30 protein-coding genes are annotated in these 23,828 nt (G+C 75.0%); 15 read left to right on the top strand and 15 right to left on the bottom strand.

The genetic code is table 11. From position 1 onward, the window contains the following. On the bottom strand, positions 1–441 hold the full coding sequence (locus ACZCLJ_RS13985; RefSeq protein WP_463104143.1) for an SRPBCC family protein: 441 nt from the start codon (positions 439–441) through the stop codon (positions 1–3). A gap of 160 nt (positions 442–601) precedes the next feature. On the opposite strand from ACZCLJ_RS13985, the gene ACZCLJ_RS13980 reads away from it, so the two are divergent. The 3 genes from ACZCLJ_RS13980 (at position 602) to ACZCLJ_RS13970 (ending at position 2,749) form a co-directional block, all read left to right on the top strand. After that, a complete protein-coding gene (locus ACZCLJ_RS13980; RefSeq protein ID WP_251152828.1) occupies positions 602–1,273 on the top strand; it encodes an ANTAR domain-containing protein in 672 nt (223 codons plus the stop codon). Positions 1,274–1,352: 79 nt separating this feature from the next. Then, on the top strand, positions 1,353–2,063 hold the full coding sequence (locus ACZCLJ_RS13975) for an ANTAR domain-containing protein (protein WP_463104142.1): 711 nt from the start codon (positions 1,353–1,355) through the stop codon (positions 2,061–2,063). Next, the gene (locus tag ACZCLJ_RS13970) at positions 2,060–2,749 is read left to right on the top strand and encodes a GAF and ANTAR domain-containing protein (protein WP_463104141.1); all 690 of its coding nucleotides are present in this window, start codon (positions 2,060–2,062) and stop codon (positions 2,747–2,749) included. The genes ACZCLJ_RS13975 and ACZCLJ_RS13970 overlap by 4 nt, the downstream gene beginning before the upstream one ends. Before the next feature lie 28 nt (positions 2,750–2,777). Here the strand turns inward: ACZCLJ_RS13970 and ACZCLJ_RS13965 are convergent, their stop codons facing one another. The 4 genes from ACZCLJ_RS13965 to ACZCLJ_RS13950 all read right to left on the bottom strand — a co-directional run bounded on the left by ACZCLJ_RS13965 (position 2,778) and on the right by ACZCLJ_RS13950 (position 6,621). Beyond that, entirely contained in the window at positions 2,778–4,145 is a 1,368-nt protein-coding gene (locus tag ACZCLJ_RS13965; RefSeq protein WP_463104140.1) for a cytochrome P450, read from the bottom strand. Further along, complete coding sequence (locus ACZCLJ_RS13960) at positions 4,142–4,627, bottom strand: DUF4383 domain-containing protein (RefSeq protein WP_463104139.1); 486 nt, start codon at positions 4,625–4,627, stop codon at positions 4,142–4,144. Before ACZCLJ_RS13960 ends, ACZCLJ_RS13965 begins: the two co-directional genes overlap by 4 nt. A 10-nt stretch (positions 4,628–4,637) precedes the next feature. Continuing rightward, positions 4,638–5,519, bottom strand: a complete 882-nt coding sequence (locus ACZCLJ_RS13955; RefSeq protein WP_463104138.1) for a manganese catalase — start codon at positions 5,517–5,519, stop codon at positions 4,638–4,640. 211 nt (positions 5,520–5,730) lie between these two features. Then, on the bottom strand, positions 5,731–6,621 hold the full coding sequence (locus ACZCLJ_RS13950) for an SDR family oxidoreductase (protein ID WP_285821143.1): 891 nt from the start codon (positions 6,619–6,621) through the stop codon (positions 5,731–5,733). A 200-nt stretch (positions 6,622–6,821) separates the two neighbouring features. On the opposite strand from ACZCLJ_RS13950, the gene ACZCLJ_RS13945 reads away from it, so the two are divergent. The 3 genes from ACZCLJ_RS13945 (at position 6,822) to ACZCLJ_RS13935 (ending at position 8,996) form a co-directional block, all read left to right on the top strand. Continuing rightward, positions 6,822–7,484, top strand: coding sequence for an ANTAR domain-containing protein (locus ACZCLJ_RS13945; protein ID WP_251152832.1), 663 nt, complete (start codon positions 6,822–6,824; stop codon positions 7,482–7,484). Positions 7,485–7,614: 130 nt separating this feature from the next. Then, the gene (locus tag ACZCLJ_RS13940; protein ID WP_251152833.1) at positions 7,615–8,199 is read left to right on the top strand and encodes a DUF2231 domain-containing protein; all 585 of its coding nucleotides are present in this window, start codon (positions 7,615–7,617) and stop codon (positions 8,197–8,199) included. Next, on the top strand, positions 8,196–8,996 hold the full coding sequence (locus ACZCLJ_RS13935; protein ID WP_463104137.1) for an SDR family NAD(P)-dependent oxidoreductase: 801 nt from the start codon (positions 8,196–8,198) through the stop codon (positions 8,994–8,996). The genes ACZCLJ_RS13940 and ACZCLJ_RS13935 overlap by 4 nt, the downstream gene beginning before the upstream one ends. Here ACZCLJ_RS13935 and ACZCLJ_RS13930 read toward each other — a convergent pair whose 3' ends face one another. The 6 genes from ACZCLJ_RS13930 to ACZCLJ_RS13905 all read right to left on the bottom strand — a co-directional run bounded on the left by ACZCLJ_RS13930 (position 8,997) and on the right by ACZCLJ_RS13905 (position 14,327). Beyond that, positions 8,997–9,626, bottom strand: coding sequence for a PAS and ANTAR domain-containing protein (locus ACZCLJ_RS13930; RefSeq protein ID WP_463104136.1), 630 nt, complete (start codon positions 9,624–9,626; stop codon positions 8,997–8,999). Between the two features lie 94 nt (positions 9,627–9,720). Next, positions 9,721–10,407 (bottom strand): GAF domain-containing protein, encoded by a 687-nt coding sequence (locus ACZCLJ_RS13925; RefSeq protein ID WP_463104135.1) that lies wholly within the window; start codon positions 10,405–10,407, stop codon positions 9,721–9,723. Positions 10,408–10,484: 77 nt separating this feature from the next. After that, positions 10,485–11,177, bottom strand: a complete 693-nt coding sequence (locus ACZCLJ_RS13920) for a glycosyltransferase family 2 protein (protein ID WP_463104134.1) — start codon at positions 11,175–11,177, stop codon at positions 10,485–10,487. Between the two features lie 83 nt (positions 11,178–11,260). Continuing rightward, a complete protein-coding gene (locus ACZCLJ_RS13915; protein WP_463104133.1) occupies positions 11,261–12,706 on the bottom strand; it encodes a PIG-L family deacetylase in 1,446 nt (481 codons plus the stop codon). Beyond that, positions 12,703–13,785, bottom strand: coding sequence for an acyl-CoA dehydrogenase (locus tag ACZCLJ_RS13910; protein ID WP_251152839.1), 1,083 nt, complete (start codon positions 13,783–13,785; stop codon positions 12,703–12,705). Before ACZCLJ_RS13910 ends, ACZCLJ_RS13915 begins: the two co-directional genes overlap by 4 nt. A gap of 104 nt (positions 13,786–13,889) precedes the next feature. Beyond that, complete coding sequence (locus ACZCLJ_RS13905) at positions 13,890–14,327, bottom strand: DUF6098 family protein (RefSeq protein ID WP_463104132.1); 438 nt, start codon at positions 14,325–14,327, stop codon at positions 13,890–13,892. A 221-nt stretch (positions 14,328–14,548) separates the two neighbouring features. On the opposite strand from ACZCLJ_RS13905, the gene ACZCLJ_RS13900 reads away from it, so the two are divergent. Both ACZCLJ_RS13900 and ACZCLJ_RS13895 read left to right on the top strand, forming a co-directional pair. Beyond that, a complete protein-coding gene (locus ACZCLJ_RS13900; RefSeq protein WP_463104131.1) occupies positions 14,549–14,737 on the top strand; it encodes a hypothetical protein in 189 nt (62 codons plus the stop codon). An 81-nt stretch (positions 14,738–14,818) separates the two neighbouring features. Further along, on the top strand, positions 14,819–14,974 hold the full coding sequence (locus ACZCLJ_RS13895) for a hypothetical protein (RefSeq protein WP_463104130.1): 156 nt from the start codon (positions 14,819–14,821) through the stop codon (positions 14,972–14,974). A gap of 127 nt (positions 14,975–15,101) precedes the next feature. On the opposite strand, the gene ACZCLJ_RS13890 is transcribed toward ACZCLJ_RS13895, so the two are convergent. The 3 genes from ACZCLJ_RS13890 to ACZCLJ_RS13880 form a co-directional block, all read right to left on the bottom strand. Then, on the bottom strand, positions 15,102–15,938 hold the full coding sequence (locus ACZCLJ_RS13890) for an alpha/beta fold hydrolase (protein WP_251152843.1): 837 nt from the start codon (positions 15,936–15,938) through the stop codon (positions 15,102–15,104). Positions 15,939–16,127: 189 nt separating this feature from the next. Beyond that, the gene (locus ACZCLJ_RS13885) at positions 16,128–16,370 is read right to left on the bottom strand and encodes a hypothetical protein (RefSeq protein WP_251152844.1); all 243 of its coding nucleotides are present in this window, start codon (positions 16,368–16,370) and stop codon (positions 16,128–16,130) included. A 23-nt stretch (positions 16,371–16,393) separates the two neighbouring features. Then, positions 16,394–16,651: an acyl carrier protein gene (locus ACZCLJ_RS13880; protein ID WP_251152845.1), complete on the bottom strand. Its 258-nt coding sequence runs from the start codon at positions 16,649–16,651 to the stop codon at positions 16,394–16,396. Positions 16,652–16,967: 316 nt separating this feature from the next. Here ACZCLJ_RS13880 and ACZCLJ_RS13875 point away from each other — a divergent pair, with 316 nt between their 5' ends. The 7 genes from ACZCLJ_RS13875 (at position 16,968) to ACZCLJ_RS13845 (ending at position 22,182) form a co-directional block, all read left to right on the top strand. Next, positions 16,968–17,915, top strand: a complete 948-nt coding sequence (locus ACZCLJ_RS13875) for a hypothetical protein (protein WP_463104129.1) — start codon at positions 16,968–16,970, stop codon at positions 17,913–17,915. Continuing rightward, positions 17,899–18,408, top strand: a complete 510-nt coding sequence (locus tag ACZCLJ_RS13870) for a phage holin family protein (RefSeq protein ID WP_463104128.1) — start codon at positions 17,899–17,901, stop codon at positions 18,406–18,408. The genes ACZCLJ_RS13875 and ACZCLJ_RS13870 overlap by 17 nt, the downstream gene beginning before the upstream one ends. Further along, on the top strand, positions 18,405–19,028 hold the full coding sequence (locus tag ACZCLJ_RS13865; protein WP_463104127.1) for a DUF3618 domain-containing protein: 624 nt from the start codon (positions 18,405–18,407) through the stop codon (positions 19,026–19,028). The genes ACZCLJ_RS13870 and ACZCLJ_RS13865 overlap by 4 nt, the downstream gene beginning before the upstream one ends. Positions 19,029–19,224: 196 nt before the next feature. Next, positions 19,225–20,388, top strand: coding sequence for an iron-containing redox enzyme family protein (locus ACZCLJ_RS13860; RefSeq protein ID WP_463104126.1), 1,164 nt, complete (start codon positions 19,225–19,227; stop codon positions 20,386–20,388). After that, positions 20,375–21,385 carry a glycosyltransferase family 2 protein gene (locus ACZCLJ_RS13855; protein ID WP_463104125.1) on the top strand — a complete coding sequence of 337 codons (1,011 nt, stop codon included), beginning with the start codon at positions 20,375–20,377 and terminating at the stop codon, positions 21,383–21,385. The genes ACZCLJ_RS13860 and ACZCLJ_RS13855 overlap by 14 nt, the downstream gene beginning before the upstream one ends. Next, positions 21,382–21,597: a CDGSH iron-sulfur domain-containing protein gene (locus ACZCLJ_RS13850; protein WP_463104124.1), complete on the top strand. Its 216-nt coding sequence runs from the start codon at positions 21,382–21,384 to the stop codon at positions 21,595–21,597. Before ACZCLJ_RS13855 ends, ACZCLJ_RS13850 begins: the two co-directional genes overlap by 4 nt. A gap of 150 nt (positions 21,598–21,747) precedes the next feature. Beyond that, positions 21,748–22,182 carry an Hsp20/alpha crystallin family protein gene (locus ACZCLJ_RS13845; protein ID WP_463104123.1) on the top strand — a complete coding sequence of 145 codons (435 nt, stop codon included), beginning with the start codon at positions 21,748–21,750 and terminating at the stop codon, positions 22,180–22,182. 147 nt (positions 22,183–22,329) lie between these two features. On the opposite strand, the gene ACZCLJ_RS13840 is transcribed toward ACZCLJ_RS13845, so the two are convergent. Beyond that, positions 22,330–23,772: an aldehyde dehydrogenase family protein gene (locus ACZCLJ_RS13840; RefSeq protein ID WP_463104122.1), complete on the bottom strand. Its 1,443-nt coding sequence runs from the start codon at positions 23,770–23,772 to the stop codon at positions 22,330–22,332. Positions 23,773–23,828: the final 56 nt, after the last annotated feature.

Genomic DNA, 23,828 nt, shown 5'->3' with positions numbered 1-23,828 from the left:
TCAGGCCGTGCGCCGCTCGGCGAGGAACGCCAGCCGGCGCAGGGTCTCGCGGTTGCGCGGCGCGATCACGGCGCTGCGCAGGGGCTTCGGCACGAGCGTGCCCGGGCCGCGGTCGGCGTCCTCGACGATGCGGACCCGGCACGTGTCGGGGCCCGACCCGACGACGTCGATCCGGACGTGCGCCTCCCCCGCCGGCCAGCCGCGGGCCTGGATGTCGATCGAGCCCTGCGGGTCCCACGCGCGCACGACCGTCTCGTCGTCGAGCAGCGCCGGCCAGAGGCCCACCGAGTGGAGGATGCGTGCGCCGGGTGCGGGCCAGCCGTCGTCGACGGCGCGGATGCGGGCGGTGCCCACGACCCAGGTCGCGTAGGTCCAGCCGTCGGCGAGCACGGCCAGGACCGCGTCCTTCGAGCAGCGCACGGTCCGCGTGACGGTCACCATGGTCCGACCGTAGCCACGACCCGCCCACTGGCAACCCGCGGGGGGCGTACGGTGGAAGTTCGGGGAGACTCCGCGTCCCCCCGGGACCGAGAGACCGTGATGGGCGATCCAGCGCGGCGGACTCGCTACTGGCGTCGGTCGCCAGACGGGACGCAGACCCATGGCTCTCTCCAGCTATCTCCACGAGTTCGCGGCGCGTGCCGCGGACGCCCTCGGCGGAGACCTCGAGGCGTCCATCACGGTCCGCGAGCACGGCATCACGATGCGCGCCGGCAGCAGCGGGGACGGCGCCGGACGGTGCGACCAGGCAGAGGCCAGGGCCGACGCCGGGCCCTGCATCGACGCGATGATCGGGAAGTCCGTCCTCGTCGTCGCGGACGTCGCGCAGGAGTCACGGTGGGACGCGTGGCGCGAGCAGACGACGCGCGAGGGGTTCGCCAAGGCGCTCGCCGTGCCCTCGGAGGTCAGCCCGGGCGTGTCCGTCGCGCTCAACCTGTACTCCCGGTCCCCGGACGGCTGGCCCGCCGAGATGCTCGGGACGGCCGACGCCTGCGCGCGCCTGATCGCCGCGGGTGTGCGCCTGCACCTGCAGTTCGCCGACGTCGAGGACGCGGCGGCCGGGCTGTACCGGAGCATGTCGGACGGCGTCGCCGTCGAGCGGGCCGTCGGCGCGATCATGGAGACCAACGGCTGCTCCCAGGACGAGGCCCGCGAGGTGCTGCGGTCGGCGTCGGAGCACCGCGGCGTGAGCCGGCGCGTGATCGCCGAGTCGATCCTCCGCTCGCTCGCGCCGGGCAGCGGGGACGACGTCGTCGACGACCGCGAGCGCTGACGACAGCGCGCGAGCACGCGGATCGGTGAAAAACTTGTCGGTCTGGCAGGGTGAGGGTGGACAGGAGGAAGGGGGCGCGGTGAACGCGTCGGCGCTGCTCGGACTGCTCGCGCGGTCGCTCGCAGGCATCGACCCCGACATGGCGATGCCCTCGCGGCTGTGCCGTGCGTGCGTCGAGATCCTCGGGGCGCAGAGCGGCGCGCTGACCGTGCGCGCCACGCCTGAGGACCGCGTGACGGTCAGCTCTTCCGACGGGATGTCGGCGGAGATCGAGAACCTCGAGGAGCTGCTCGGCGAAGGGCCGGGCCAGCTCGCGCTCGACGAGGACCGCATCGTCGTCACCGAGCTCGACGGCGACAGTCCGACGGACCGGTCCTTTCCCGTCTTCTCGCACCTCGTGGCCACCATCAGCGGCCCGGCCACGGCGTACGCCGTGCCCATGCACGCCGGGGGCCGGGTCATCGGGGTGCTCAGCCTCTACGTCACGACCACCCGGCTCGCGCGCGACGCCGACGACGTCCAGTTCCTCGCCGACGCCGTCGGGACCGCCCTGCTCGGTGAGATCGAGTCGATCGACTGGTCGGCCAGGTCCCGCATCCACCAGGCGACGGGCATGGTCACGGCTCAGCTGCACATCTCGCCGCGCGACGCGCTGGCGGTCCTGCGCGCGCACGCGTTCGCCGGCTCCGCCACGCTGGAGGACGTCGCGCAGGACGTGCTCGCGCGACGCATCGCCTTCACCGACCACGAGACCGACGCGATCACGACCGAGAGGACCGAGGAGCCATGACGCCGCGCACCCCCACCGACTCCCTCGCCGACGCGGCCCGGGCGCTCCTCGGCGAGCACGACGTCACCGACCTGCTCGCGCGCCTCACCCGGGATGCGGTGCTGTTCGCCGGAGCGGACGCGGCCGGGCTCCTCGTCCGAGCGGACGGACGGCTGGAGACGCTGACCACGACGTCGCACGCGGCCGAGCACCTCGAGGCGTTCCAGTCGCAGCGGGCAGAAGGCCCGTGCGTCGACGTGGTCGAGACGGGCCAACCCGTCGAGGCGGTCGGCCGCCAGGAGATCGTGGACCGCTGGCCGACCGTGGGGCCCGCGATCGTCGCCGCGGGCTTCCGTGTCGTGCACGCGGCGCCGCTCGCGTGGCAGGGAGGCGTCGTCGGCGGCCTCAACGTCTTCGGTCGCGAGCCCCTCACCGACGAGCAGCGCCGTGGCGTGCAGGCGTGCGCCGACATGCTCACCCTCGTCGTGGGCCAGCCCTACCGCCTCAGCACGCTGGACTTCGGCCGGAGCATCGCACGGGCCCTGCGGGACCGGGTCGTGGTGGAGCAGGCGAAGGGAGCGCTCGCCCACCTCCTCGACGTCGACGTCTCCGCCGCCTACGACGAGCTGGTCGCCCGCTCCGAGCGTGACGGCGTCTCGCTGACCGCCGTCGCGCACGACGTCCTCCTCGAGGCCCAGGGAGGCTGAGCAGCCACCGGACCGTGGCCGGACCGCCTCAGGCGGCCCTCGCCCGCACCACGGTGACACCGCCGGGCTCCGCCCCGGGACGCGGGCCGGACCGGGCGCCGAACCGCAGGCCGAGGTGGTCGACCGTGCAGGGCAGCGGGTCCTCCGCCAGGTAGCGGCCCCGGCTCACGGCCAGGTCGAGCGTCGCGAGCCGGGCCAGCGCGTGCGACGCGACGAGCAGGACGACGTTCCGGCCGGGGCACGAGACCGGACCGCCGCTGAAGGGCACGATGCCCCAGTCGGCGTCCGCGCGGCCGTCCAGCCAGGCCTCGGGCGCGAACGCGTCCGCGAACCCCAGCCGGTCGCCGTCGCGGTGGAAGAACGCGCTGAGCACGACGAAACCGGTGCCGACGGGCAGCGTGCGCGTGCCCCACTGCACGGGGCGCGTCGTGTCGCGGAGGACGGCGAGCGTCGTCGGCCACAGGCGGACCGCCTCGAGGACGCAGCCACGTCCGTACGGCAGGACGCTCGGTCCGCGTCCGGACGTCGTCAGCTCGGTCACGAGCCGCTCCCGGACCACGGGACGGGCCGCGGCGACGGCCAGCGCGCGGAACGTCGCGGCCCCGGCGGCGTCGAACGCGAACAGCCAGTGCGGGATCTGGCCGCGCACGGCGTCCGCCCCACCGACGTCGCGACCGCGTGCAGCGAGCGTGCCCGGCTCGGCGACGGCGACGTGGTCCGCGACCCGCTGCTCGAGCTCCGCGCGCAGCCACGGGCGCCGAGGACGGAACCACGACCAGTTGCCGTCCCGGCGCAGCGCGTCCAGGACGTCGCTCAGGCGCTCGTCGTCACGCGCGGCGCTGCCGAGGACCAGGGTTCGCACCGCGCGCCACCACGACGCCGCGAACGTGTCCCAGTCGAGGCGACCGCTCGCGCCCACCGTGTCGGCGAGGTCGCGCATCTCGCGGTCGACGACCGCCGTGAACGTGTCGCCGTCCGTGTGCACCGGCTCTCGCATGTCGAGGAGCGTCTCGTTGAGGGGACGGCGTGCGCGCCGGTCCTCGGTCGAGGAGACGAGGACGCCGTCGGGCTGGAAGTGCGCGAGCGCTCCCCGCTTCTCCCAGGAGGCCGGGGTGTACGGCTCGGGAGATCCCTCGAGGATCCGCTCGACGTGCTCGGGCCGCATGGCGAGCACCAGCCGGCGTGCGCCGAGGCGCACGACGAGCGGCGCGCCGTCGTACCGGGTGCGCAGCTCGCGCAGCAGCCGGCGCGCACGCCGGTCGACCTGCCGACGCTCCGCCCACGCCGTCGCGACGGGCCGTCGGACGATGGCCCCCTGGGCGACGAGCGGACCGAGCACGCCCTGCAGGACGCGCCCGGTCTCGCTCGCCGTCAGGTCGACGGGGGTGCCGGTCACGGACGCCGGGCCGTCGTCGTGCCCGTGGTCGCGGTGGTGTCCTTCCGGACGGGCCAGAGCGCGATCGCGAGACCGGCGAGCGCGCTCACGGCGTGCAGCACGTTGTCCGCGCCGTTGATGTTGAGCAGGTTCGCCTCCGGGTCGTCCACGACGATCAGCCCGTAGACGAACGCCGCCCCGTACCCGATCGCCAGGATCCACCCGTAGGTGCGCGCGCTGCCCGACCGGCTCCACATCAGGACGCCGAGCAGGCCGATCACGAGGTGGACCACGTTGTGCAACGGGTTGATCGCGAACCCGAGGAGGGTCTGCGAGTGGTCGTGCACCGTCCAGTCGTCGAACCCGGTGATCGCGAACCCCACCGCTCCCACGAGGAGGTAGACGACCCCGATGACGAGGGCGAGGTACTGGTGCACGCCCCGGTGCGCGCGCGCCGGGCGCGCGGAGGCGCCCGAGGCGCCCGAGGCCGATGCGGCAGTCATGGCGTCCTCCTCAGTCCTTGTGCAGGGCGTCCTTGACGACCCCTGCGGCCTTCTCGAGCCCGGACGGCTTCGGCGTGGTGCCGTGGAACCGCTCGTCGGGCTGGGTGGGCGGCGGCATGGGGACGCCCGCCGGCGGCGTCGGCACGTACTCGAACTCGCCCTTGCCGTCCGGGGTCGGACCGCTCGCCCAGCGGCCCTCGGACGCGTGCTCACCGTCGGAGAAGTTGATGTACTGGTACGACACCGACCGGTCCTCCTGCTTCAGCGGGAACGTGCTCGGCACGGGAAGCTCCTCGATGCCCTCGTCGCGCAGCTCCTGCGCCGCGGCGAGCCACTGGTTCTGGTGCATCGTGTCGCGCGCGAGCAGGAACGAGAGCAGGTCCTTCACCCCCGCGTCGTCGGTCATGTGGTAGAGCCGGGCGACCTGGAGCCGACCCTGCATCTCGGCGTTCGCGTTGGCCGTGAAGTCGGCGAGCATGTTGCCGCTCGCGGTGATGTAGCCGGCCGTCCACGGGTTGCCGTTCGAGTCGACCGGGCGCGCGCCGGCACCGGCGACGATGGCGTGCTGCGGGTCGGTCCCGCCGACGATCGCCGCGATCGTCGGGTCGTCCTGCATGGCGCCCTCCACGACCCCGACCGGCGCCTTCTCGAGCAGCTGCGCGATCATCGTCGCGAGCATCTCGACGTGGCCCATCTCCTCCGCTCCGATGCCGTAGAGGAGGTCCCGGTACTTCCCGGGCAGGTGGGCGTTCCACGACTGGAACCCGTACTGCATGGCGACGGTGATCTCGCCGTACTGCCCGCCGAGCACCTCTTGGAGCTTGCGGGCGTAGACCGCGTCGGGCCTGTCGGGCTTGGCGCTGTGCTGCAGCTCTTGACGGTGGAAGAACATGGTCTCTCCTTCGAGAGAGTCGGCCGCCGCGGCACGGCACCGCGTGCCCGGACGACCCCGGCACGCGCCTCGTTCTCGACGCGTCGAACGTGCGACCAGCGTCGACCGGCGTCCTCCCGGTCGCATCTCGGGACGTGTCCGAGGTTGCGACCGGGAGGGATGCGGCGAGGAGGCGGCCGGGAGACGCGACCCCGGCCGACGGCACGACGTCTCAGAGCAGCCGGCCGCCCGTGACGCCGAGACGGTCGCCGGTGATGTAGCTCGACTCCTGCGAGGCGAAGAAGACGTAGGCGGGCGCGAGCTCGGCGGGCTGGCCCGCGCGGCCGAGCGGCGTGTCCGCGCCGAACTGCTCGACCTTCTCCTCCGGCATGGTCGCCGGGATGAGCGGCGTCCAGATCGGGCCCGGGGCGACCGCGTTGACGCGGATGCCCTCCTCGGCGAGCTGCTGCGACAGCCCGCGCGTGAAGTTGAGGATCGCGGCCTTCGTCGACGCGTAGTCGAGCAGCTGCGGGCTCGGCTGCGTCGCCTGGATCGACGTCGTGTTGATGATCGAGCCGCCGCGGGGCAGGTGGTCGAGCGCCGCCCGGGTGATCCAGAACAGCGCGTAGACGTTCGTCTTGAGGACCCGGTCGAGCTGGTCGGTCGTGATGCCGCGGAGCCCGTCGTCCTGCGCCATCTGGTAGGCGGCGTTGTTGACCAGCACGTCGAGGCCGCCGAGTCCCGCCACCGCGTCCTCGACGAGCTGCCGGCAGAATGCCTCCTCCCGGATGTCGCCCGGGACCAGCACGGCCTTGCGGCCCGCGTCCTCGACCCAGCGCGCCGTCGTGCGGGCGTCCTCCTCCTCCTCGGGGAGGTAGGAGATCGCGACGTCGGCGCCCTCGCGAGCGAACGCGATCGCGACCGCGCGCCCGATGCCGGAGTCGCCGCCCGTGATGAGCGCCCGCTTCCCCTCGAGGCGCCCCGAGCCCTCGTAGGACTCCTCCCCGTGGTCGGGCTCCTGCGACATGTCCCCCGTGCGGCCGGGCGGCTGGAGGTCGTCGGCCGGCTGCTCCGGCTCCGGGTGCTGCGTGGTCGGGTCCTGAGGCGTGGTCTGGTCCGTCATGGGTGCTCCCGTCTCGGTCGGTCGGTCGTCCGTCCAGCATGGGCACGACGCCCGGCGCTCGCAGCGGCACGCACCCTGCGGTGCGAGCGCATGCGCCCTGCGTACGGTGAAGGTCAGGGCGGTCCGACGACCGCCGTCATGCCGACACGACGGCCACGCTCGCAGGACACCGGCGTGCACCGTCAGACAGGACGGACGCCATGAGCATCTCCCGCTACCCGTCCGAGTTCGCCCAGCGTGCGGCCGCGGTCCTCGGGTCCGACCTCGAGGTGAGCATCACGCTGCGCGAGCACGGACTGAGCCTGCGCGCAGGGAGCAGCACCGAGTCCGCGGCGCGGTGCGACCAGGCGGAGGCGCTCGCCGACGCCGGCCCGTGCATCGACGCGATCGGCCGCGGGACGGCCGTCCTCGTGCCGGCCATCGCGACGGACGACCGCTGGGAGGCGTGGCGCGACCAGGCCGTGCGCGAGGGCTTCGTCTCCTCGCTGGGCGTCCCGGCCCTGGTGGAACCGGACGTCGGCGTCGCGCTCAACCTCTACTCGCGGTCGCCCGACCCCTGGACGGATCGTCTGCGCGCGGCGGCCGACTCGTACGCCCAGCTCGTCGCGTCCACCGTGCGGCTGCACCTCGAGCTCGCCGAGCTGGAGGACCGCACCGCCGGCCTCTACCGCGAGATGTCCGACGTCGTCGCCGTCGAGCGTGCCGTCGGTGCCGTCATGCACACGAACGGCTGCAGCGAGGCGGAGGCCCGACGCATCCTGGAGTCCGCCTCGCAGCACCGCAACGTGAGCCGGCGGGAGGTCGCGGAGACGGTCCTGCGGGCCCTGGTGGTCACCGACGACGACTCCGTCAGCGGGGGCTGAGCGACCGGGTCGTCCCGCACCCTTCCTCGGGGCCTCTCACCCCGGTCCTGCGCGCGAGCGTGCGGAGCGGATCCTGCCTACGGTCGACGACGAGGCGTCGAGACCTGTGCGCACCGACCGAGGAGGCGCCATGTCCACCGAACCGACCGACACCCCCGCCCTGCTGGGTGCCGTGCGACGGCTCGAGGAGTCGTCGAGCGTCGACGGCCTCTCGGGCATCGTGCGGGGTGTCGCCCTCGCCGTCGTGCCCGCGCACGGCAGGCTCCGCGAGGAGCTGCACGGCCGGTCGCTCGGCCACGCGCTGCACTCGACCCTGACCGACGTCCCGGTCGGCCTGTGGACGAGCGCCGCGGTGCTCGACCTGACGGGCGGCGAACGCAGCGCCCCCGCGGCACAGCGCCTCGTGGGTCTCGGCCTCCTCGCCGCGGTCCCGACTGCGCTCACCGGGCTGGCGGACTACCTCGCGGTCGACCGTCGGGCCCGTCGCGTGGGCTCCGTCCACGCGACGCTGAACGGCGGGGTGTCGGTGCTGTACGGCGCGTCGTGGCTCCTGCGACGCGGGGGCCGACGACGCGCGGGTGTCGCGGTCTCGCTGCTCGCGTACGGCGTCGCCGGAGCGAGCGCCTACCTCGGCGGGCACCTCGCGCAGGCGTTGCGCGAGCCGCCGGCCGACGTCGCGCTGGGTTCCGAGGACGACGCCTCGGGGGCGGCGTGAGGTCCCGGGGCCCGGCCGCCGGGCCGGCGGACCGCGACGTCGCGCTGGTCACCGGCGCCTCGAGCGGCATCGGGCTCGCGATCGCGCGCGAGCTCGTCGAGCGCGGTCACGACGTGCTGGTGGTCGCCGACCGCGAGGTCGACGACGCCGTGCGGCACCTGGGGAGCAGGGACGGCGTCCGGGTGACCGGGTTGGAGGTCGACCTGACGGCCCCTTCCGGTGTGGAGGCGGCCGCGGCCCGCGCCCGCTCCCTGGGCGTGCGGACCGTGGTGCTCAACGCCGGCGTCGGCGTCCACGGGCCGTTCTTCCGGACCCCTCTCGAGGCCGAGCTGGGGCTGGTCGACCTCAACGTCCGGTCCGTCGTGCACCTCACCCACCTGCTGCTGCCGGAGCTGCTCGCGCAGGGCGACGGGCGGCTGCTCGTCACGTCGTCCGTCGCCGGGACCATGCCGGCCCCGCTGTTCAGCACGTACGCGGCGTCGAAGGCGTTCCTCCGCTCCTTCGCCTGGTCGCTGCGGGGCGAGCTGACCGGCACCGGCGTCACCGTGACCGCGCTCCTGCCCGGGCCGACGCGCACCCCGTTCTTCGCCGAGGCCGGGATGCGCCGCACCCGTGTGGGACGGCTGCCGAAACCCGGCGCGGCCATGGTGGCACGCAAGGCCCTCGACGCGCTCGAGGCGGGGCGCCCGGAGGTCACCACGGGATCGGCGGGCACGACGATGCTCCTGGCGTCCCGCGTGCTCCCGCAGCGCGCCCGCAGCGCGTTCCACGGGTGGTTCTACGGGCCGAGGGCCTGACTACCGGAGCATCTCGACCACGCGCCGCACGACGTCCGGTGCGCCGCTGGTCGCCGTGCCGACGACCTGCTCGGCCAGCTCGCGCAACGGGACGTTGCGGTCGTTCGACACGCGGCGAAGACGGCGGAACGCCTCCTCCGGGTCCACCGCGCAGGCCAGGGCGACCATGCCCTTGGCCTGGTCGATCGGTCCACGGCTGTGCGCTGCGGCGGCGATGTCGCGCTCGGCCCGGGCCGCGGCCTCGGCCCGGACCGTCTGCGTGACGTCGATGAAGTAGCCGAGCAACTCGACGACCTGCCCCGTGTCGGCGCGTCGTCGTCCCTGGCCGACGACGACCAGCGACCTCTCGCGCCCACGGGCGTCCATGATCCGGTGCAGGCTGGAGAACGGCTCCCCCGTGCGACGCGCCTGCTCGAGCACCTGTCGCACCCGGTCACGGTCGTCGGGGTGCTTGTGCGCGAGGACGAGCGCGGTGGTCGGCACGACGTCACCAGGCGCGAACCCGTGCATGAGGAACGTCTCGGACGACCACCACCACACGCCGGTGGCCAGGTCGAGCCGGTAGCGGCCGATCTGCTGGCCGGCGCCCCGGGCCAGGGCGTGCTCGATCTCTGCGTCGTGGACGGACATCCTTGACCACCGGTTCTCGATGTCGGCGAGGAGCCAGGGCAAGACTCGACGGTCCGAACCTAGCCCACTTTCACCCGGTCGGGGACACGACCGCTCACGAGGCTCGCGCCGACCCGAAGCTCAGACGGCGTTCCAGGACGTCGTCGATCACGGCCGCGAGCGTGGACGCGCGCGACAGGGCACGCCCGCGGAGGACCGCGAGCGCGTCGTCGGGCCCGACCCGCAGCTGGGCGATCACCATCCCGATCGCGCGATGCCTCCTCGTCTGGTCGGGCCACTGCTGCTCGAGCGGGGCACGAGAGCCGAGCAGCACGGCGCAGGCCGTGTCCGCGAGCGGCTGTGCGTCGTCGGTCGGGATCGGTGCTCGACCGGTCTCCTGGTACAGGGTCAGCGACCCCAGCGGTCGCCGGTCGAGGCGGAGGGGAACGGCGACCACCCCCGCCGACGCCCTGACACCGGCGGCCGCGGAGGCGAAGAGCGACAGCGCCGGAGGCTCCTCCGCGTCCCTCGAGAGCGACAGGGCGACCGGGCGGTTCTCGACGTATGCCAGCCGGCCCGGCCCTTCGCCCAGGACTTCCTGCAGATCTTCGAGCCGTCGCGTCACCGCGTCCGACGTGCTGGCGCTCAAGCGCTCGACGCCGGTCGGCAGGAGCGTCAGTGCCCCTCCCTGTGCGCCGAGCACCTCCACGCAGGCGCTGCACAGCCCGCTCGCCAGCGGCAGTCCCGGATCCAGCCGGGCCAGCAGGCGGGCGACCCGACCCGGTTGCAGTGCGTCGACCACTGAGCCTCCCCTCCTGTCACCTCAGTGTCTGCATCACACGCTCCCGCTCGCCTCTTCGGGGGGTCGCGGTGCCGCGCCTAGGCGGACCGTCCGAGGGGTATCAGGTCCTCTCGCAGGTGCCGCGCGTAGCCGCCCGGGGTCCGGCCGACGAGCCGTCCGGAGGTCAGCACCTCCCCGACCGCGTCGGCGACGACCCGGGCGCCCGACCGCTGCGCCGCGTGCACGAGCCCCACGTCCTCGTGCTCGGCGACGGCCGCGAAGCCGCCTGCCGCGTCGTAGGTCGCCAGGCGGATGCCGAGGTTGGCGCCGTGCACGTGCCCGTTCGCCTGCCCCGGGACGTGGCGCTCCCGCCACGCCGCGACACGGTCGGGCGAGAGGTCGTCGAGCCGGGGTCGTACCGTGCCCACGACCACGTCCGCACCGTCGTCGGCCAGGGCGAGGTGGTGCGTCAGCCAGTGGTCGGGCACCACCGAGTCGGCGTCGGTGCACGCGAGCCAGACCCTCTCCCGGGCCTGCCCACCCGCGCCCAGGAGGTCGAACGCCGCCTCGACGCCCGCGCGTCGCGCCGGGCCCACGCCCGCGCGGTCCAGGACGAGGGCGGGCACACCGACGGAGGCGACCACGTCCGCGCTCGCATCGGTGCAGCCGTCGAGCACGACGAGCACGACGACGGACAGACCGGGCCGCGCGTCCCCCAGGGTGCGGACCGCACGCCCCACGGAGTCGAGGCAGGCCGGGAGCAGCTCCTCCTCGTCGTGCGCGGGGACCACGACGAGGACCGCTCCGACAGGAGGAGCACCTCCCTCACGACCGCCGCCCGGGCCGGCTGCCCGCGTGCCGTGACGCCCCGCGGTCATACCAGCCCCGTCTCGCGCGCGACCGAACGTGCGGGGCGCCGGGCCAGGACGTCGAGCAGGAAGTCCTCCTCCTCGTGGTGCGCGACGACGCCCAGCTCGGGCCGTGCGACGACGCGCGCCTGTACCTCGTCCCCGGCGAGCGGGTACTCGGGGACGTCGTGGCGCCAGTGGCACGCGACGAGGACCCCGTCGTCCGCGAGCGATCCGACGGCCCGGTCCAGCGCGCGGTCGAGGTCCTCGCGCCCGTAGTAGTACAGGACCTCGGAGAGCACGACGAGGTCGAACTCGCCCTCCGGCCACTCGTCCGGGGTGTCGAGCCGGAGCAGCTCGACTTCCGGGCCGAGGCGGCGGCGGGCCGCCGCGAGCGGCGCGTCGGCGACGTCGACGCCCACGACACGGTCGGCGCGGGACGCGACCTCCGCCGTGAGCACCCCGGTGGAGCACCCGATCTCGAGCGCCGCGCGGAACCGCGGCCGCGGCAGCGACGCGAGGAGGACGGCGCGCTTGCGCTCCTCGTACCAGCGCGACTCGAATCCCCAGGGGTCGGCGCGACCGGTGTAGAAGCGGTCGAAGAAGTCCCGTGCCAGGGAGCGGTCGGCGTCGGCACGCCCGCTCCCGCCGGCCGCCTCGGACGGGCCTGCCTCCCGGTCGGGCCCGTCCGTCTCGACGAGCACCTCGACCGGTCGGGCCGCGTGGCGCAGCATCTCGGGGCCGACGACGGCTTCGTCGCCCGGACGCGGGGACAGCGGGCCGACCTGCGACGCGTGCGCGGCGACGGCCTTGGCCTTCGCCGCGGTCTCCGCGTCGGTGAGGCGCAGACCGCGCAGCGCGTCCCACGGCACGTCGGGACCTGTCGGGTCGCCCCAGTGCCAGAGCCACAACGGGTACTCGACGAGCCGGACGCCGCGCCGCGCCGCGACCTCGGCGGCGACCTCCCCGGCGATGCGGTGGTCGCGGTGCCCGTCGCCCCGCCACGGCGCGCACAGGAGGGTGCTGCGCCCCTCCGGGCCGGTCGACGCCAGGCCGGTCGCGGTGGCGCGGGCGACGTCCAGGGCCGCGCCGACCGCGGTGCGCAGCGCGTCCCGGCGCTCGCGCAGGCCCCCGTCGGGGAGACCGAGCAGGAGCACGCGCGAGCCCTCCGCCAGGGCGTCCACCGCCTCGAGCAGCTCGTGGCGTCGCGTCGCGCGCAGCTCCGCGGGCGAGGTCGTCGAGCCCGGGTGAGAACCCTCGCCGTCGGTCGCGACGACGAGGGTCACGGGCACGCCGCGTGCGGCGAGCCGGTGGACGAGGCCTCCCGCGCCGAGCGACTCGTCGTCGGGGTGCGCCGCGAGCACGACGAGCGCCGCGACGTCGTCCACGTCGAGGTCGCGCGGCCGGTCGAGGACGCCCGCGCGCACCCAGTCGTCCTCGGACGTCCCGGGCTCCCTGTGGTCGAAGCTCACCACGGCCGCTCCCCCGCCGCGAGCAGGTCCCGCCCGAGCGCGGCCTCGTCCCGCTCGGCGTGGTGCTGGCGCACGTAGAGGCCGAGGTCGGCGACCCGGCGCGCGAACTCCTCGTCCGTCGTCAGCGGACCGGGCCCGAGTGCGTGGGCGCACCGGCGCTGCACCTCCTCCACGGCGTCGGCGACGACCGACCGGGCACGCCGGGCGACGAGCGCGGCGTCCGCGCCCGCCACACCGGCGTCGACGGCGGCGGCCGCCTCCGCGAGGACCGCGCGGGCCGCGCCCAGGGCGACATCGGTCGCCCCGAGGTGCGCGAGCGCGAGCTGGTCCGGCTCCCGACGGCTCAGCGCCTCCCAGAGCGTGCGAGCGAGCCCGACGGCGCCGCCCCACCAGCACGCGGCGACGCCGATCCCGCCCCACGCGAACCCGGGCCGCTCGAGATACCAGCCCGCCGCTCCGACGGGCACGGCCGGGGCGGCGTCGAACCGGACGGGGGCGCTGACCACCTGCGCGAGGCCCCGGGCGACCCACGGCCCCTCGGCCGGCACGACCGACGCCGGGCGCAGGTCGACGGCGAACAGGCGCCGGCCCTCGTCGGTCCACGCCGTGACGAGCGCGTGGCTGAGGTCGGCCGCGAGCGAGCACCAGGGTTTGGTGCCGGTCAGCGACCACGCGTCGTGCGTCGCGGTCGCCTCGAGCCGCGCGCCCGGCCCCTCGGCGGCGAAGACTCCCCACGTGCTGCGCTCGCCCGCCCCGACGGCGTCGAGATCGACCGGGACGGGGGCCTGGGCGAGGATCGCGAGCGCGTCGAGGTGCGGCTCGAGCGTCCGGGCGACGCCCACGTCGACGGCCGCCACGGCCGCGAGCGCCGCCCACAGGTCCGCGGTGCGACCCGTGCCGGGGAGCGGGAGCCGCGCGGCGACGTCGGCGACCCACGCGATCGTCGCGGGGACGTCGGTGCCCAGGCGACGCACGGTGTCCAGGTCGTCGGCGGTGAGCACCCCACCACCCGTCGAGCCCGGCGCTGCCAGGGGCACCCCGTCGAGGGCGGACACGTCGGTGCGCGCGAGCGCGGTCATGAGGGCCTCCCGGGCGCCGGTCCAGCGGCCACGTCCGGGCCAGCCCCAGGGTCGGTGCGGTCGTCGCCCCCCGCAACCGCTGCACCGCGGCCCCGTGCGCTCCGTCAGGTGCCGTCGTCGCCGGCGTCGAACACCTCGCGGTAGAGGCGCCCCGCCTCGTCCACCACGCCCGGGTCGAGCGAGGCGACGGGCAGCACCCGGACGAGGAGGGGTTCGCAGTCCGGGCCCCGCCCGGAGATCTCGCCCGTGAGGAACCAGGGGAAGCGCTCGGTCGTCATGAGATGGGCGTACTGGCACAGCTGCCTCGCCACCCAGTGCTCGACGGGCCGGTCCCACCACGGCTCGGGGTTCATCGGGTTGACGCTCAGCCCCGGCAGGAGGCAGCCGCTCTCGTGGTCGCGGCTCACGCTCCGCCGGTCGTCCTCGGGCCCCCCGCTGAACCGGACGTACAGGGGGTCGACGACGCCGACCAACTCCCCGACCTCTGCGATATTCCGAAGCCGCGGGAGCCCGTCGAGAGTGCCGCTGTCCTGGGTCGTCATCGGGACCTTCCTGACTCCACCGCACGGCTCGTGCCGTGCGACCGGGCGGGGCCAGTTCTCGACTCCGTGACGACCGGGCGACGCGGCGGCCGTCGACGTCAGGCTACGAGGGTCGGCCGCCGTGGGCACCCCGGGCCTGCGAGCGCCGACGGCGCGTGCGACGGTGACGGGACCGCCGCCCGCCCGGGCGCCGGAACGACGTCGTCTGCGGAGGTGCCGACATGAGCGAGAGCGACGAGCAGGGCCGAGGCTACGACCCCGGCGAGGACCCCGACGCCGACCCGCGCTCCCTCAACCCACGGGTGGGTGAGGGGGCCCAGGACACCGACGACGGGGGCGACCCCGACGCCGACCCGGCGAACCTCAACCCGCGCTCCGGCGGCGAGGCGTCCGGCGACGACGGCGTCTGACGCCACCGGGCGGTCTCGCCGCCGTTTCGTCCTCCCCGGACCGTCCGACCTCGCACTCGAGGCGGCGGGAGGCTCCCGGCCGTGAGTCGTACCCCCTCGGATGTCGATGTCGGGGGCTGCACCGGTGCGAGCGAGACGGTGGGCCGTGCTCTCGGCGGCGCCGCGCTGAGGGTCGTCGAGAACGCCGATCTCGGCCTCGCCGCCGGCCGCGCGGCCGGGATGCGGGCGTGGTGGTGACGACCCTCGGGTCTTCTGCCGGCGTGCGGGGATCCGTCCTGTCTCCCCGTGAATCGGCCGGTGGTGGGCCCGCGTCGCCGGGAGACGGAAGGTCGCGGCGACGCGGGCGCGAGTCGTGAGGAGCCGGTCAGTCGACGCTGGAGCCGCGGATGAAGTCGAGGATGTCGGCGTTGATGACGTCGGCGTGGGTGGTGGGCATTCCGTGCGGGTAGCCCGGGTAGGTCTTGAGCGTGCCGTTGACCAGGAGCTTGACCGACAGCTCGGCGGAGTCGGCGATCGGCACGACCTGGTCGTCCTCGCCGTGCAGCACCAGGGTCGGCAGCGTCACGGCCTGCAGGTCGGCGGTGAAGTCGGTCTGCGAGAACGCCACGACACCGTCGTAGTGGGCCTGAGCGCCGCCGGCCATGCCCTGGCGCCACCAGTTGGCGATGACGCCCTCCGCGGGCTCGGCGCCGTCGCGGTTGTAGCCGTAGAACGGGCCCTCGGCGAACTCGCGGAAGAACGCGGCCCGCCGAGTCGCGACCTGCTCCTGGACGCCGTCGAAGAACTCCTTGGGCAGACCACCGGGGTTGGCCTCGGTCTGCACCATGATCGGCGGTACGGCGCTGATCAGCACGGCCTTCGCAGCCCGGTCCTGGCCATGGCGGGCGAGGTAGTGGACGACCTCGCCGCCGCCGGTGGAATGGCCCACGTGGACGGCGTCGTGCAGGTCGAGGTGCGACACGACCGCGGCGAGGTCGTCGGCGTAGTGGTCCATGTCGTGACCGGTGGCGACCTGCTCGGAGCGGCCGTGGCCGCGGCGGTCGTGGGCGACGACCCGGAAGCCCTGGTGCAGGAAGAACATGAGCTGGGCGTCCCAGTCGTCCGACGACAAGGGCCAGCCGTGGCTGAACACGATGGGCTGGCCGCTGCCCCAGTCCTTGTAGAAGATCTCGACGCCGTCGGTGGTGGTGATCGTGGGCATGAGGGTCCTCGTCCTTCGTGCAGATGATCCGGGCGGCGGACACCGCCCGGCTCGACGATTCAAGCGCTCTGACCACCGCGACGCCACGGAGGAACCCCGCAGCCGCTGTTGCGTCGCCTCTCTCGCCGGTCGCGAGCGCACGACGTGGGCCGCGGCGCGTCGCGCACCGCGGCCCGCTCGGGCGAGGGCTCAGCCGCGCACGCTGTCGGTGAGGTCCGCCCCCGTGGTCTCGCGCGCGCAATGGCTGCAGCAGAACGTCTGGTCCCCGACGTCGACGCCGTGGCCCAGGACCGCGCAGCCGCAGTGCGCGCACCTGACCGCCATCGCGTGCACCGCGCACTCGAAGGAGTCGAAGACGCCGCTCGACCCGTCGTGCCGCGTGATGGTGAAGGTGCGGTCGTAGTCGTTCCCGCACATGTCACAGGTAGCCATGACGGCTCCCTCCGTGGTCGACCTCAGCCCTGCTGCGAGCCCTGCGGCGAGGTGGCGGACGTGCCGTGCTGCGTCAGCTCGGCCAGGAAGCGGTGGCACTGCTGCGCGCGCTCGGAGTCCTCCTGCATGACCTTCTCGAAGAACGACGCGATCTCCTCCTTGCCCGCGTTCCGTGCGTCACGGACGTACTGGCCGTAGTCGTGCCCGGCCTTGAGCGAGTGGTACTGCACCGAGATGAGGTCGAACGTGACGTCGTCGAACCCGGTCTCTCCTGTAGCCATGATCTGCTCCTCCGGCGCACCGGCGTCGGTGCGTGGTCGTGGTGCCGAGCCGCAGCCCGGCGCGTGCGACGGCCTGCTGCTGGACCACTTCCACCGTCGCAAGGCTCGCGGGGCTCGCAACCGCAGCCGGTCCATCCGCACGATCCGAGCGGACGGCGGACGGACCACTCCTCGTACGTTGCGAGCGGCGCGCACGTGCCTACCGTGAGAACTGGTCATGAAGCGGCCGCACCGGTGGAGCAGAGCCCGGCGCGGTCTCCGCTCCGCCGTCAGTCCCAGATCCTCTACGGGCGAGGACGACGACAGGAGTCCGACCATGAGCGAGACGAACGTTCCCTACGGCACCGGCCCCGGTTCGCCGGGTTCCGCGACGCCGGACGACGGGGGCACGGGGGGCAAGCACGCGACCGGGGTCAAGGACCGGGTCGGCGACGCGGCATCCCACGCGGGCGACGCCGGGCGCGAGGTCGCCGGTGACGCGAAGGAGAAGGCGCGCGACGTCGCGCACGAGGCGAAGGACCGAGCTCGAGGTCTGGTCGAGCAGACGCGGGACGAGCTGAGCACGCAGGCGTCGTCGCAGCAGCAACGCCTCGCCGGTGGCCTGCGCTCGCTGGGCGACGAGCTGCGGCAGATGGCCGACGGCACGCAGGACCCGGGGTACGCGAGCGACCTCGTCCAGCGCGCGGGCGACGCGACCGGCCGCGTCGCGGACTGGTTCGAGGAGCGCGATCCCTCGTCGGTCCTGCGCGACGTCGAGGACTTCGCGCGCCGGCGTCCCGGCCTGTTCATCGCGATCGCGGCCGGGGCGGGCCTGGTCGTCGGCCGCCTCCTGCGGGGCGCGAAGGACGCGTCCGACACCGGACCCGACCGGTCCGAGGGCGCCGGCTCGACCGGCTACGGCACCGAGGGCTACGGGACGACCGGGGCGACCGCGGGCTACGGGACCGGGGACTACCGGTCGACGGGGACGACGACGGGCTACGGCACGGGCGGCTACGGCACGGGCTCCGCGTACGCGACCGGGGCGACGACCGGGTCCGTCGGCACGACGGCCGGCGGGGTGTCCGGGTCCGGCGTGGCAGGCGGGGAGCCCGGTGCCCGCACGACCGGCACGTACGGACTCGGGGACGACGCGCTCGTGCCGGATCCCGAGCAGCCGACCACCGCGGAGCCGACGCCGCCGCCGTCGTTCCCGCCGACGCCCACGGGCGGCGCCGCGGGGACCTCCACGCTCGGGGGTGAGGCCGATGTCGAGCGCACCTGACCCGTTCGCCGCGGCGAGCACGTCGCGGCACGCCGCCGCCACGGGGCCGGACCTCGGGACCGGCGGTCCGGGCCTCGGCGCGGAGGCCGTGGACCCGGCCCGTTCGCCCGAGCAGCAGAGCGTCGGCGAGCTCGTCGCCGAGGTCAGCCGCGACCTCTCCACGCTCATGCGGCAGGAGGTCGAGCTCGCCAAGGCCGAGGCGAAGCAGTCGGCGCAGCGCGCCGGGAAGGGCGCCGGCATGCTCGCCGGCGCGGGCGTCGCGGGGCACATGGTCCTGCTGTTCCTGTCGATCGCCCTGTGGTGGTCGCTGGGAACCGTCATGGGCCACGGCTGGTCGGCGCTCGTGGTCGCGGTCCTGTGGGCCGTGGTCGCGGCCATCCTCGCCGCGGTCGGTCGCAAGCAGCTCAAGACCGTCGAGGGCATGCCCGAGACCGCCGACACGATCAAGAAGATCCCGAACGCCGTCCGAGGACACGAGGAGAAGAACTCATGAGCACCAGCGACCCGGAGGAGATCCGCGCCGACATCGAGCGCACGCGGAGCGACCTCAGCCGCGACGTCGACGCGCTCGGCGACAAGGTGAGCCCCGGCAACGTGGCACGGCGTCAGGCCGACCGCGTGAAGTCCGGCGTCGGCTCCGTGAAGGACCGCGTCATGGGCAGCGCCCACGACACCGCGGGCTCCGCGCGCGACACGACGCACGACCTCGCGGACCGCGGTCGCGAGGCGGCGTCGTCCGTCGCGGACTCCGCGCGCGGCGCCGCGTCGTCGGTCGCCGACACCGCCCGCTCGGCGCCCCGCGCGGTCCGGGAGCAGACGCAGGGCAACCCGCTCGCGGTGGGCCTCGTGGCCTTCGGCCTCGGTCTGGTCGCGGCCTCGCTCATCCCGGCGAGCCGCACGGAGCAGCGCGCCGCGACGACCGTCAAGGAGAAGGCGGCACCGCTCGTCGACGACGTCAGGGCGACGGCCACCGAGATGGTCGACGACCTGAAGGAGCCGGCGAAGGAGAGCGCGCAGGCGGTCGCGGACTCCGCGAAGGACGCGGCCCGCTCGGTCGGCGAGCACGGGCGCGAGGCCGCCCAGGACGTCCGCTCGCAGGCCACGGAGGGCTGAGCACGTCGGAGGCCCGGGCGACCCCGTCGCCCGGGCCTTCGCGCGCCGCGCGTGTGCGACGTCGGCGGGTGCGCAGGTCCGCGCGGCCCCACGGTCCGAGCGTCCGCGCCTCCCGGCGAGCGAGCGCGGCGCGCCGGGCGCAGGATGACGGTGGTGTCGAGCAGGGGCGCCTCTCCCGCGACCCTGGAGCGCCCCGATGACCTCGACCCCGGTACGCACCGGCGCCGCCGACGCGGCCACCACCGCGACCGCCGCCTCCACCCGCTTGCCGCTCCCTGCCCCCCGCGGGCCCGCGAGCACCGCGCTGCTCGCCGCGCTCACGGCGGGCCCGCCGGACGGCTCGTCGGACGACTCGGCCGACGTCCGGCTCGAGGCGGTCCGGGCGACCGTGGCCGAGCGGCTGCACCGGGCGACGTCGGGCCGCGACGTGCTCGACGACGAGGACCTCCAGCTCACGCTCACGGTCCTCTACGAGCTGCACTACCGGGGCGTCGACGGCGTGGACGACGCGTGGGAGTGGGAGCCGTCGCTGCTCGCCGTGCGCGCCACGATCGAGCGGCCGTTCGAGGCCGCGGTGCGCGAGCGCGCCGGGAGCCCGGCCTGCCCGGGGACGGACGCCGCGACGGTGGCACGGCGGCTCTTCGAGCTCGCCGCGGAGGACGACGGGCCGAGCCTGTCGCGCTACGTCGCCAAGCGGGCCGACGACGCGCAGGTGCGCGAGCTGCTCGCGCTGAAGTCGCTCTACCAGCTCAAGGAGGCGGACCCGCACACGTGGGCGGTCCCACGGCTCGCCGGTGCGCCGAAGGCCGCGCTCGTCGAGATCCAGGCGGACGAGTACGGCGGCGGACGGCCGGGTCGCATGCATGCCGAGCTGTTCGCGCGCACGATGCGCGGGGTCGGGCTGGACGACACGTACGGCCGGTACGTCGACGCCGTGCCCACGCCGGTCCTCGTCGCGCTCAACACGATGTCGCTGTTCGGTCTGCACCGTCGCCTGCGGGGAGCGATCGTGGGCCACCTCGCGGCGTTCGAGATGACGTCGTCGGTCCCGAGCCGGCTGTACGGGAACGGGTTCCGACGTCTCGGCCACGACGAGGGCACCACGTGGTACTTCGACGAGCACGTCGAGGCGGACGCCGTCCACGAGCAGATCGCCGCGCGTGACCTGGCCGGCCGGCTCGTCGAGCAGGAGCCGGCGCTGTGCGACGACGTCCTCCTCGGCGCCGCGGCCTGCCTCGCCGTCGAGGGCGACGTCGCCGCGTACGCCCTGGAGCGCTGGCAGGGGGGCCTGTCCGCGCTGCGCACGCCGCTCGCGGCTGAGCCTCGACGGCCCGGGGAGCCGGCGCGTGCCCAGGACTGACGCCGTCTACGTCCTCCCGCTCCGACGCCCGGCGGTGGACGACAACGAGCTCGCTGAGCTCGCGGCCTACCTGCGCCGGCTCGCGCGCGAGCTGCCCGTCGTCGTCGCCGACGGCTCACCGCCGGACGTCCGGGCGCGGCACGCAGCGTCGTGGGCCGGGGCCGTCCGGCTCGTGGCCGTCCCGCCGGTCCCGCCGGGGACCAACGGCAAGGTCGTCGGGGTCCTCGCCGGGCTGGCCTCGACGGCCCAGCCGCGCGTCGTCGTGGCGGACGACGACGTCCGGTGGGACGGTCCGTCGCTGGACCGCGCGCTCGGGCTGCTCGACGACGCCGACCTGGTCGTGCCGCAGAACGTGTTCGACCCGATGCCGTGGCACGCGCGCTGGGACACCGCCCGGTCGCTCGTCAACCGGGCCGTCGGCCACGACTACGCCGGCACGGCGGCGCTGCGGCGCGACGCCCTCGGGCCCGGGGGCTACGACGCCCGTGTGCTGTTCGAGAACCTCGAGCTCGAGCGCACGCTGGTCGCGCGGGGCGGACGCGTCGTGCACGCGGTCGACCTCGTGGTCCCCCGCCGACCGCCCGACGTGCGCCGCTTCGCCGAGCAACGGGTGCGCCAGGCCTACGACTCGCTGGCGCAGCCGGCGCGCCTCGCCGTCGAGCTCGCCGTGGCTCCGGTGCTGGGCGCCGGCGTGCTCTGCGGCGTCCGCGGACGCGGACTCACCCGGTCGGCGGGGTGGGCCGTCCTCCTCGTGCTGATGACGGGCGCCGTCGTGCTCGCCGAGGCCGGCCGCCGACGTGCGGGCGGGACGGCCGTGTTCTCCGCCACCGCCGCCCTGTGGGCGCCGGCGTGGGTGGTCGAGCGCGCGCTGTGCGCGTGGCTCGCGCTCGGGTGGTGGGCGCTCGGCGGCGTCCCCTACGCGGGGACGCGGCTGCGCCGCGCGGCGCACCCGGTGCGCGCACTCCACCCGGCGGCTCCGGATCGGGGCGCCTCGTGACCCGCCCCGAGCAGGACGACGTCACGGTCACCGCGTGCCCGGACGGGCCGCTGCTCGTCCGTGGCCCCGCGCGCCTGGTGGACGCCGACGGACGGGAGATCGAGCGGAACCGGGCGACCGTCGCGCTCTGCCGGTGCGGCGGCACGGCGATCCCCCCGTGGTGCGACGGCACCCACAAGGTGAACGGGTACCGCAGCGGCGAGCCCGCCTGAGGAGTCTCCGGAGCCCTCGGCCACGACCTCTTGGCACTCGGTCCCATCGAGTGCTAATAGTGGTGCTGTAGCCAGGTGACGCCGGAAGGCCCGGCGCACCGATCGCGGTCGAGGTCGCGGTGCGCGGCCTCGTCGAGGAGGTGATGCGCGATGGCTACCTACTGGGACCCGTTCCAGGAGATGGACCGTCTGTTCGGTTCGCTGGCCCTGAGCTCGCGGAACGCCCCCACGATGCCGATGGACCTGTTCCGCGAGGGTGACCACTACGTCCTCGCCGTGGACCTGCCCGGCATCGATCCCGGCAGCATCGACGTCTCGTGCGAGGACCGGACGCTGACGATCCGCGCCGAGCGGACGGCGCGCTCTGCCGAGGGCCAGTGGCTGCTCCGCGAGCGCCCGACCGGCACCGTCGCACGCCAGGTCACCCTGGGCCGCGGGCTCGCGCTCGACCAGATCGGCGCGTCGTACGCCGACGGCGTCCTGACCCTCACCATCCCGGTGTCGGAGGAGGCGAAGCCGCGCCGCATCGAGGTGAGCCACTCCGCCGCCCCGACGGCGATCGAGGCCGGGTCGGACGCCCGGTGACGCCAGCCGACGTCAGCTGACGCGAGCCGACGTCCCCGACCGCCGTAGTCACCCTGCCGAACCCCGGGCTGTGCGCTCATCAGCCCGCTGAGAGCCGCACAAGCCGGGGTTCGGCACTCGGGGCTCGGCCGAACCTCCCCGCACGACTCAGGCGAGGCCCTCGAGGTGGATCACCTTGCGGACGGTGAGCTCGTCGAGCAGGTCCGGCCCGTAGCCCGCGCCGCCGCCGCTGCCGCGGCGCGGGTCTGCGGACCCGCCCGGCGCGCCGCCGAACACGGCGTTGACCTTCACGGTACCGACGTCGAGCACGTCGGCCGCGTGCAGGGCGTGGGCGAGCGACGGCGTGAGCACCGTCGCCGCGAGCCCGTACGCGGACGCCGACGCGCGGCGCAGACCCTCCTCGAAGTCCGCGACCCGCACGACCGGGACGACGGGGCCGAACGTCTCCTCGGTGAGGAGCGCGACGTCGTCGGGGCAGCGGTCCAGGACGGTCGGGGCGTAGAACGAGCCCGGCCGGTCGAGCCGCTCGGCGCCGGTCACCACCTCGGCGCCCGCGGCGGTCGCACCGCGCACGTGCTCGTCGACGACGGCGAGCTGGTCCTCGTCGACGAGCGGCCCCATCGAGGTCGCCTCGTCGCCCGGGTCGCCGACCCGCAGGTCCTGGGCGATGCGCGCGAGCTCGGCGACGACGGCGTCGGCCACGTCCTCCACGACGTACGCGCGCTCGACCGCCGTGCACAGCTGCCCGCCGTTGGTGAACGCGCCCGTCGCGATCTGGCGGGCCGCGAGCGCCGGGTCGACCCCGGCGTCGACGACGATCGGGTCCTTGCCGCCGTTCTCGAGCAGCACCTTCGCGCCGCGGGCGCCCGCCGTCGCGGCGATGCGGCGCCCGGCGGCCGTCGACCCGACGTGCGCGACGAGCGCCACGTCGTCGTGCGCGACGATCGTCTCACCCGTCGCCCCGTCGCCGCTGACCACGCGCAGCACGTCGGCCGGCAGGGCGCCCGCGACGAGCTCGGCGAGCCGCACCCCCGGGGCGTCGCTGCGCTCCGACGGCTTGTGGACGACGACGTTCCCCGTGACCAGCGCCGCGGCGATCAGCCCCGCGGCGGCCGGGTACGGGTCGTTCCACGGGGTGATCACCGCGACGACGCCGCGCGGCTCCCGGCGCACCACGTCGAGCGCCGCCGGGTCCCCGGCGAGCACGCGCCCGGACCGGCCGAGGCCCGAGACGGCGGCCTCCTCGAAGAGCTCTGCCGCGACCTCCGCGGACGCGCGCGCCTCGCCCTCGAGTCGACCGGTCGTCGCGCGCAGGAGCGCCCCGAGCTCGTCGGCGGCCTCCCGCACCGCCGTCGCGGCGGCACGGAGCGCAGCCGCGCGCTCGCCCGGCGGCGTCGCGCGCCACGCGGGCCATGCCGCGACGGCGGCGCGCACGGCGGCGTCGACCTCGTCCGGTCCGGCGCACTCCACCGGGGTCCCCGGACGGCCGGTCGCGGGGTCGGTGCGTTCGAGCCGGCGTCCACCCGGGGAGACGGCGGTCGGCGCAGCGTGCGGGTCGAGGGCGGGACGTGAGGTCGAGGTCGTCGTCATGCGGTCCTCCAGAGGGGATGACACGAGGAGAAGTACCTGTCCGTGCGGGGCCGAGG

This window comes from Cellulosimicrobium sp. So1_17, from assembly GCF_055181235.1.
This window is presented reverse-complemented; position numbering and strand designations above follow the sequence as displayed.

Coding starts and splice junctions, on each gene's coding strand:
- ACZCLJ_RS13945 (WP_251152832.1), top strand. CDS start 6,822: ATGAGCATCTCCCGCTACCCGTCCGAGTTCGCCCAGCGTGCGGCCGCG.
- ACZCLJ_RS13875 (WP_463104129.1), top strand. CDS start 16,968: ATGAGCGAGACGAACGTTCCCTACGGCACCGGCCCCGGTTCGCCGGGT.
- ACZCLJ_RS13840 (WP_463104122.1), bottom strand. CDS start 23,772: ATGACGACGACCTCGACCTCACGTCCCGCCCTCGACCCGCACGCTGCG.
- ACZCLJ_RS13885 (WP_251152844.1), bottom strand. CDS start 16,370: ATGGCTACCTGTGACATGTGCGGGAACGACTACGACCGCACCTTCACC.
- ACZCLJ_RS13955 (WP_463104138.1), bottom strand. CDS start 5,519: ATGTTCTTCCACCGTCAAGAGCTGCAGCACAGCGCCAAGCCCGACAGG.
- ACZCLJ_RS13970 (WP_463104141.1), top strand. CDS start 2,060: ATGACGCCGCGCACCCCCACCGACTCCCTCGCCGACGCGGCCCGGGCG.
- ACZCLJ_RS13870 (WP_463104128.1), top strand. CDS start 17,899: ATGTCGAGCGCACCTGACCCGTTCGCCGCGGCGAGCACGTCGCGGCAC.
- ACZCLJ_RS13985 (WP_463104143.1), bottom strand. CDS start 441: ATGGTGACCGTCACGCGGACCGTGCGCTGCTCGAAGGACGCGGTCCTG.
- ACZCLJ_RS13930 (WP_463104136.1), bottom strand. CDS start 9,626: ATGTCCGTCCACGACGCAGAGATCGAGCACGCCCTGGCCCGGGGCGCC.
- ACZCLJ_RS13980 (WP_251152828.1), top strand. CDS start 602: ATGGCTCTCTCCAGCTATCTCCACGAGTTCGCGGCGCGTGCCGCGGAC.
- ACZCLJ_RS13950 (WP_285821143.1), bottom strand. CDS start 6,621: ATGACGGACCAGACCACGCCTCAGGACCCGACCACGCAGCACCCGGAG.
- ACZCLJ_RS13910 (WP_251152839.1), bottom strand. CDS start 13,785: ATGACCGCGCTCGCGCGCACCGACGTGTCCGCCCTCGACGGGGTGCCC.
- ACZCLJ_RS13940 (WP_251152833.1), top strand. CDS start 7,615: ATGTCCACCGAACCGACCGACACCCCCGCCCTGCTGGGTGCCGTGCGA.
- ACZCLJ_RS13890 (WP_251152843.1), bottom strand. CDS start 15,938: ATGCCCACGATCACCACCACCGACGGCGTCGAGATCTTCTACAAGGAC.
- ACZCLJ_RS13865 (WP_463104127.1), top strand. CDS start 18,405: ATGAGCACCAGCGACCCGGAGGAGATCCGCGCCGACATCGAGCGCACG.
- ACZCLJ_RS13960 (WP_463104139.1), bottom strand. CDS start 4,627: ATGACTGCCGCATCGGCCTCGGGCGCCTCGGGCGCCTCCGCGCGCCCG.
- ACZCLJ_RS13845 (WP_463104123.1), top strand. CDS start 21,748: ATGGCTACCTACTGGGACCCGTTCCAGGAGATGGACCGTCTGTTCGGT.
- ACZCLJ_RS13860 (WP_463104126.1), top strand. CDS start 19,225: ATGACCTCGACCCCGGTACGCACCGGCGCCGCCGACGCGGCCACCACC.
- ACZCLJ_RS13905 (WP_463104132.1), bottom strand. CDS start 14,327: ATGACGACCCAGGACAGCGGCACTCTCGACGGGCTCCCGCGGCTTCGG.
- ACZCLJ_RS13880 (WP_251152845.1), bottom strand. CDS start 16,651: ATGGCTACAGGAGAGACCGGGTTCGACGACGTCACGTTCGACCTCATC.
- ACZCLJ_RS13900 (WP_463104131.1), top strand. CDS start 14,549: ATGAGCGAGAGCGACGAGCAGGGCCGAGGCTACGACCCCGGCGAGGAC.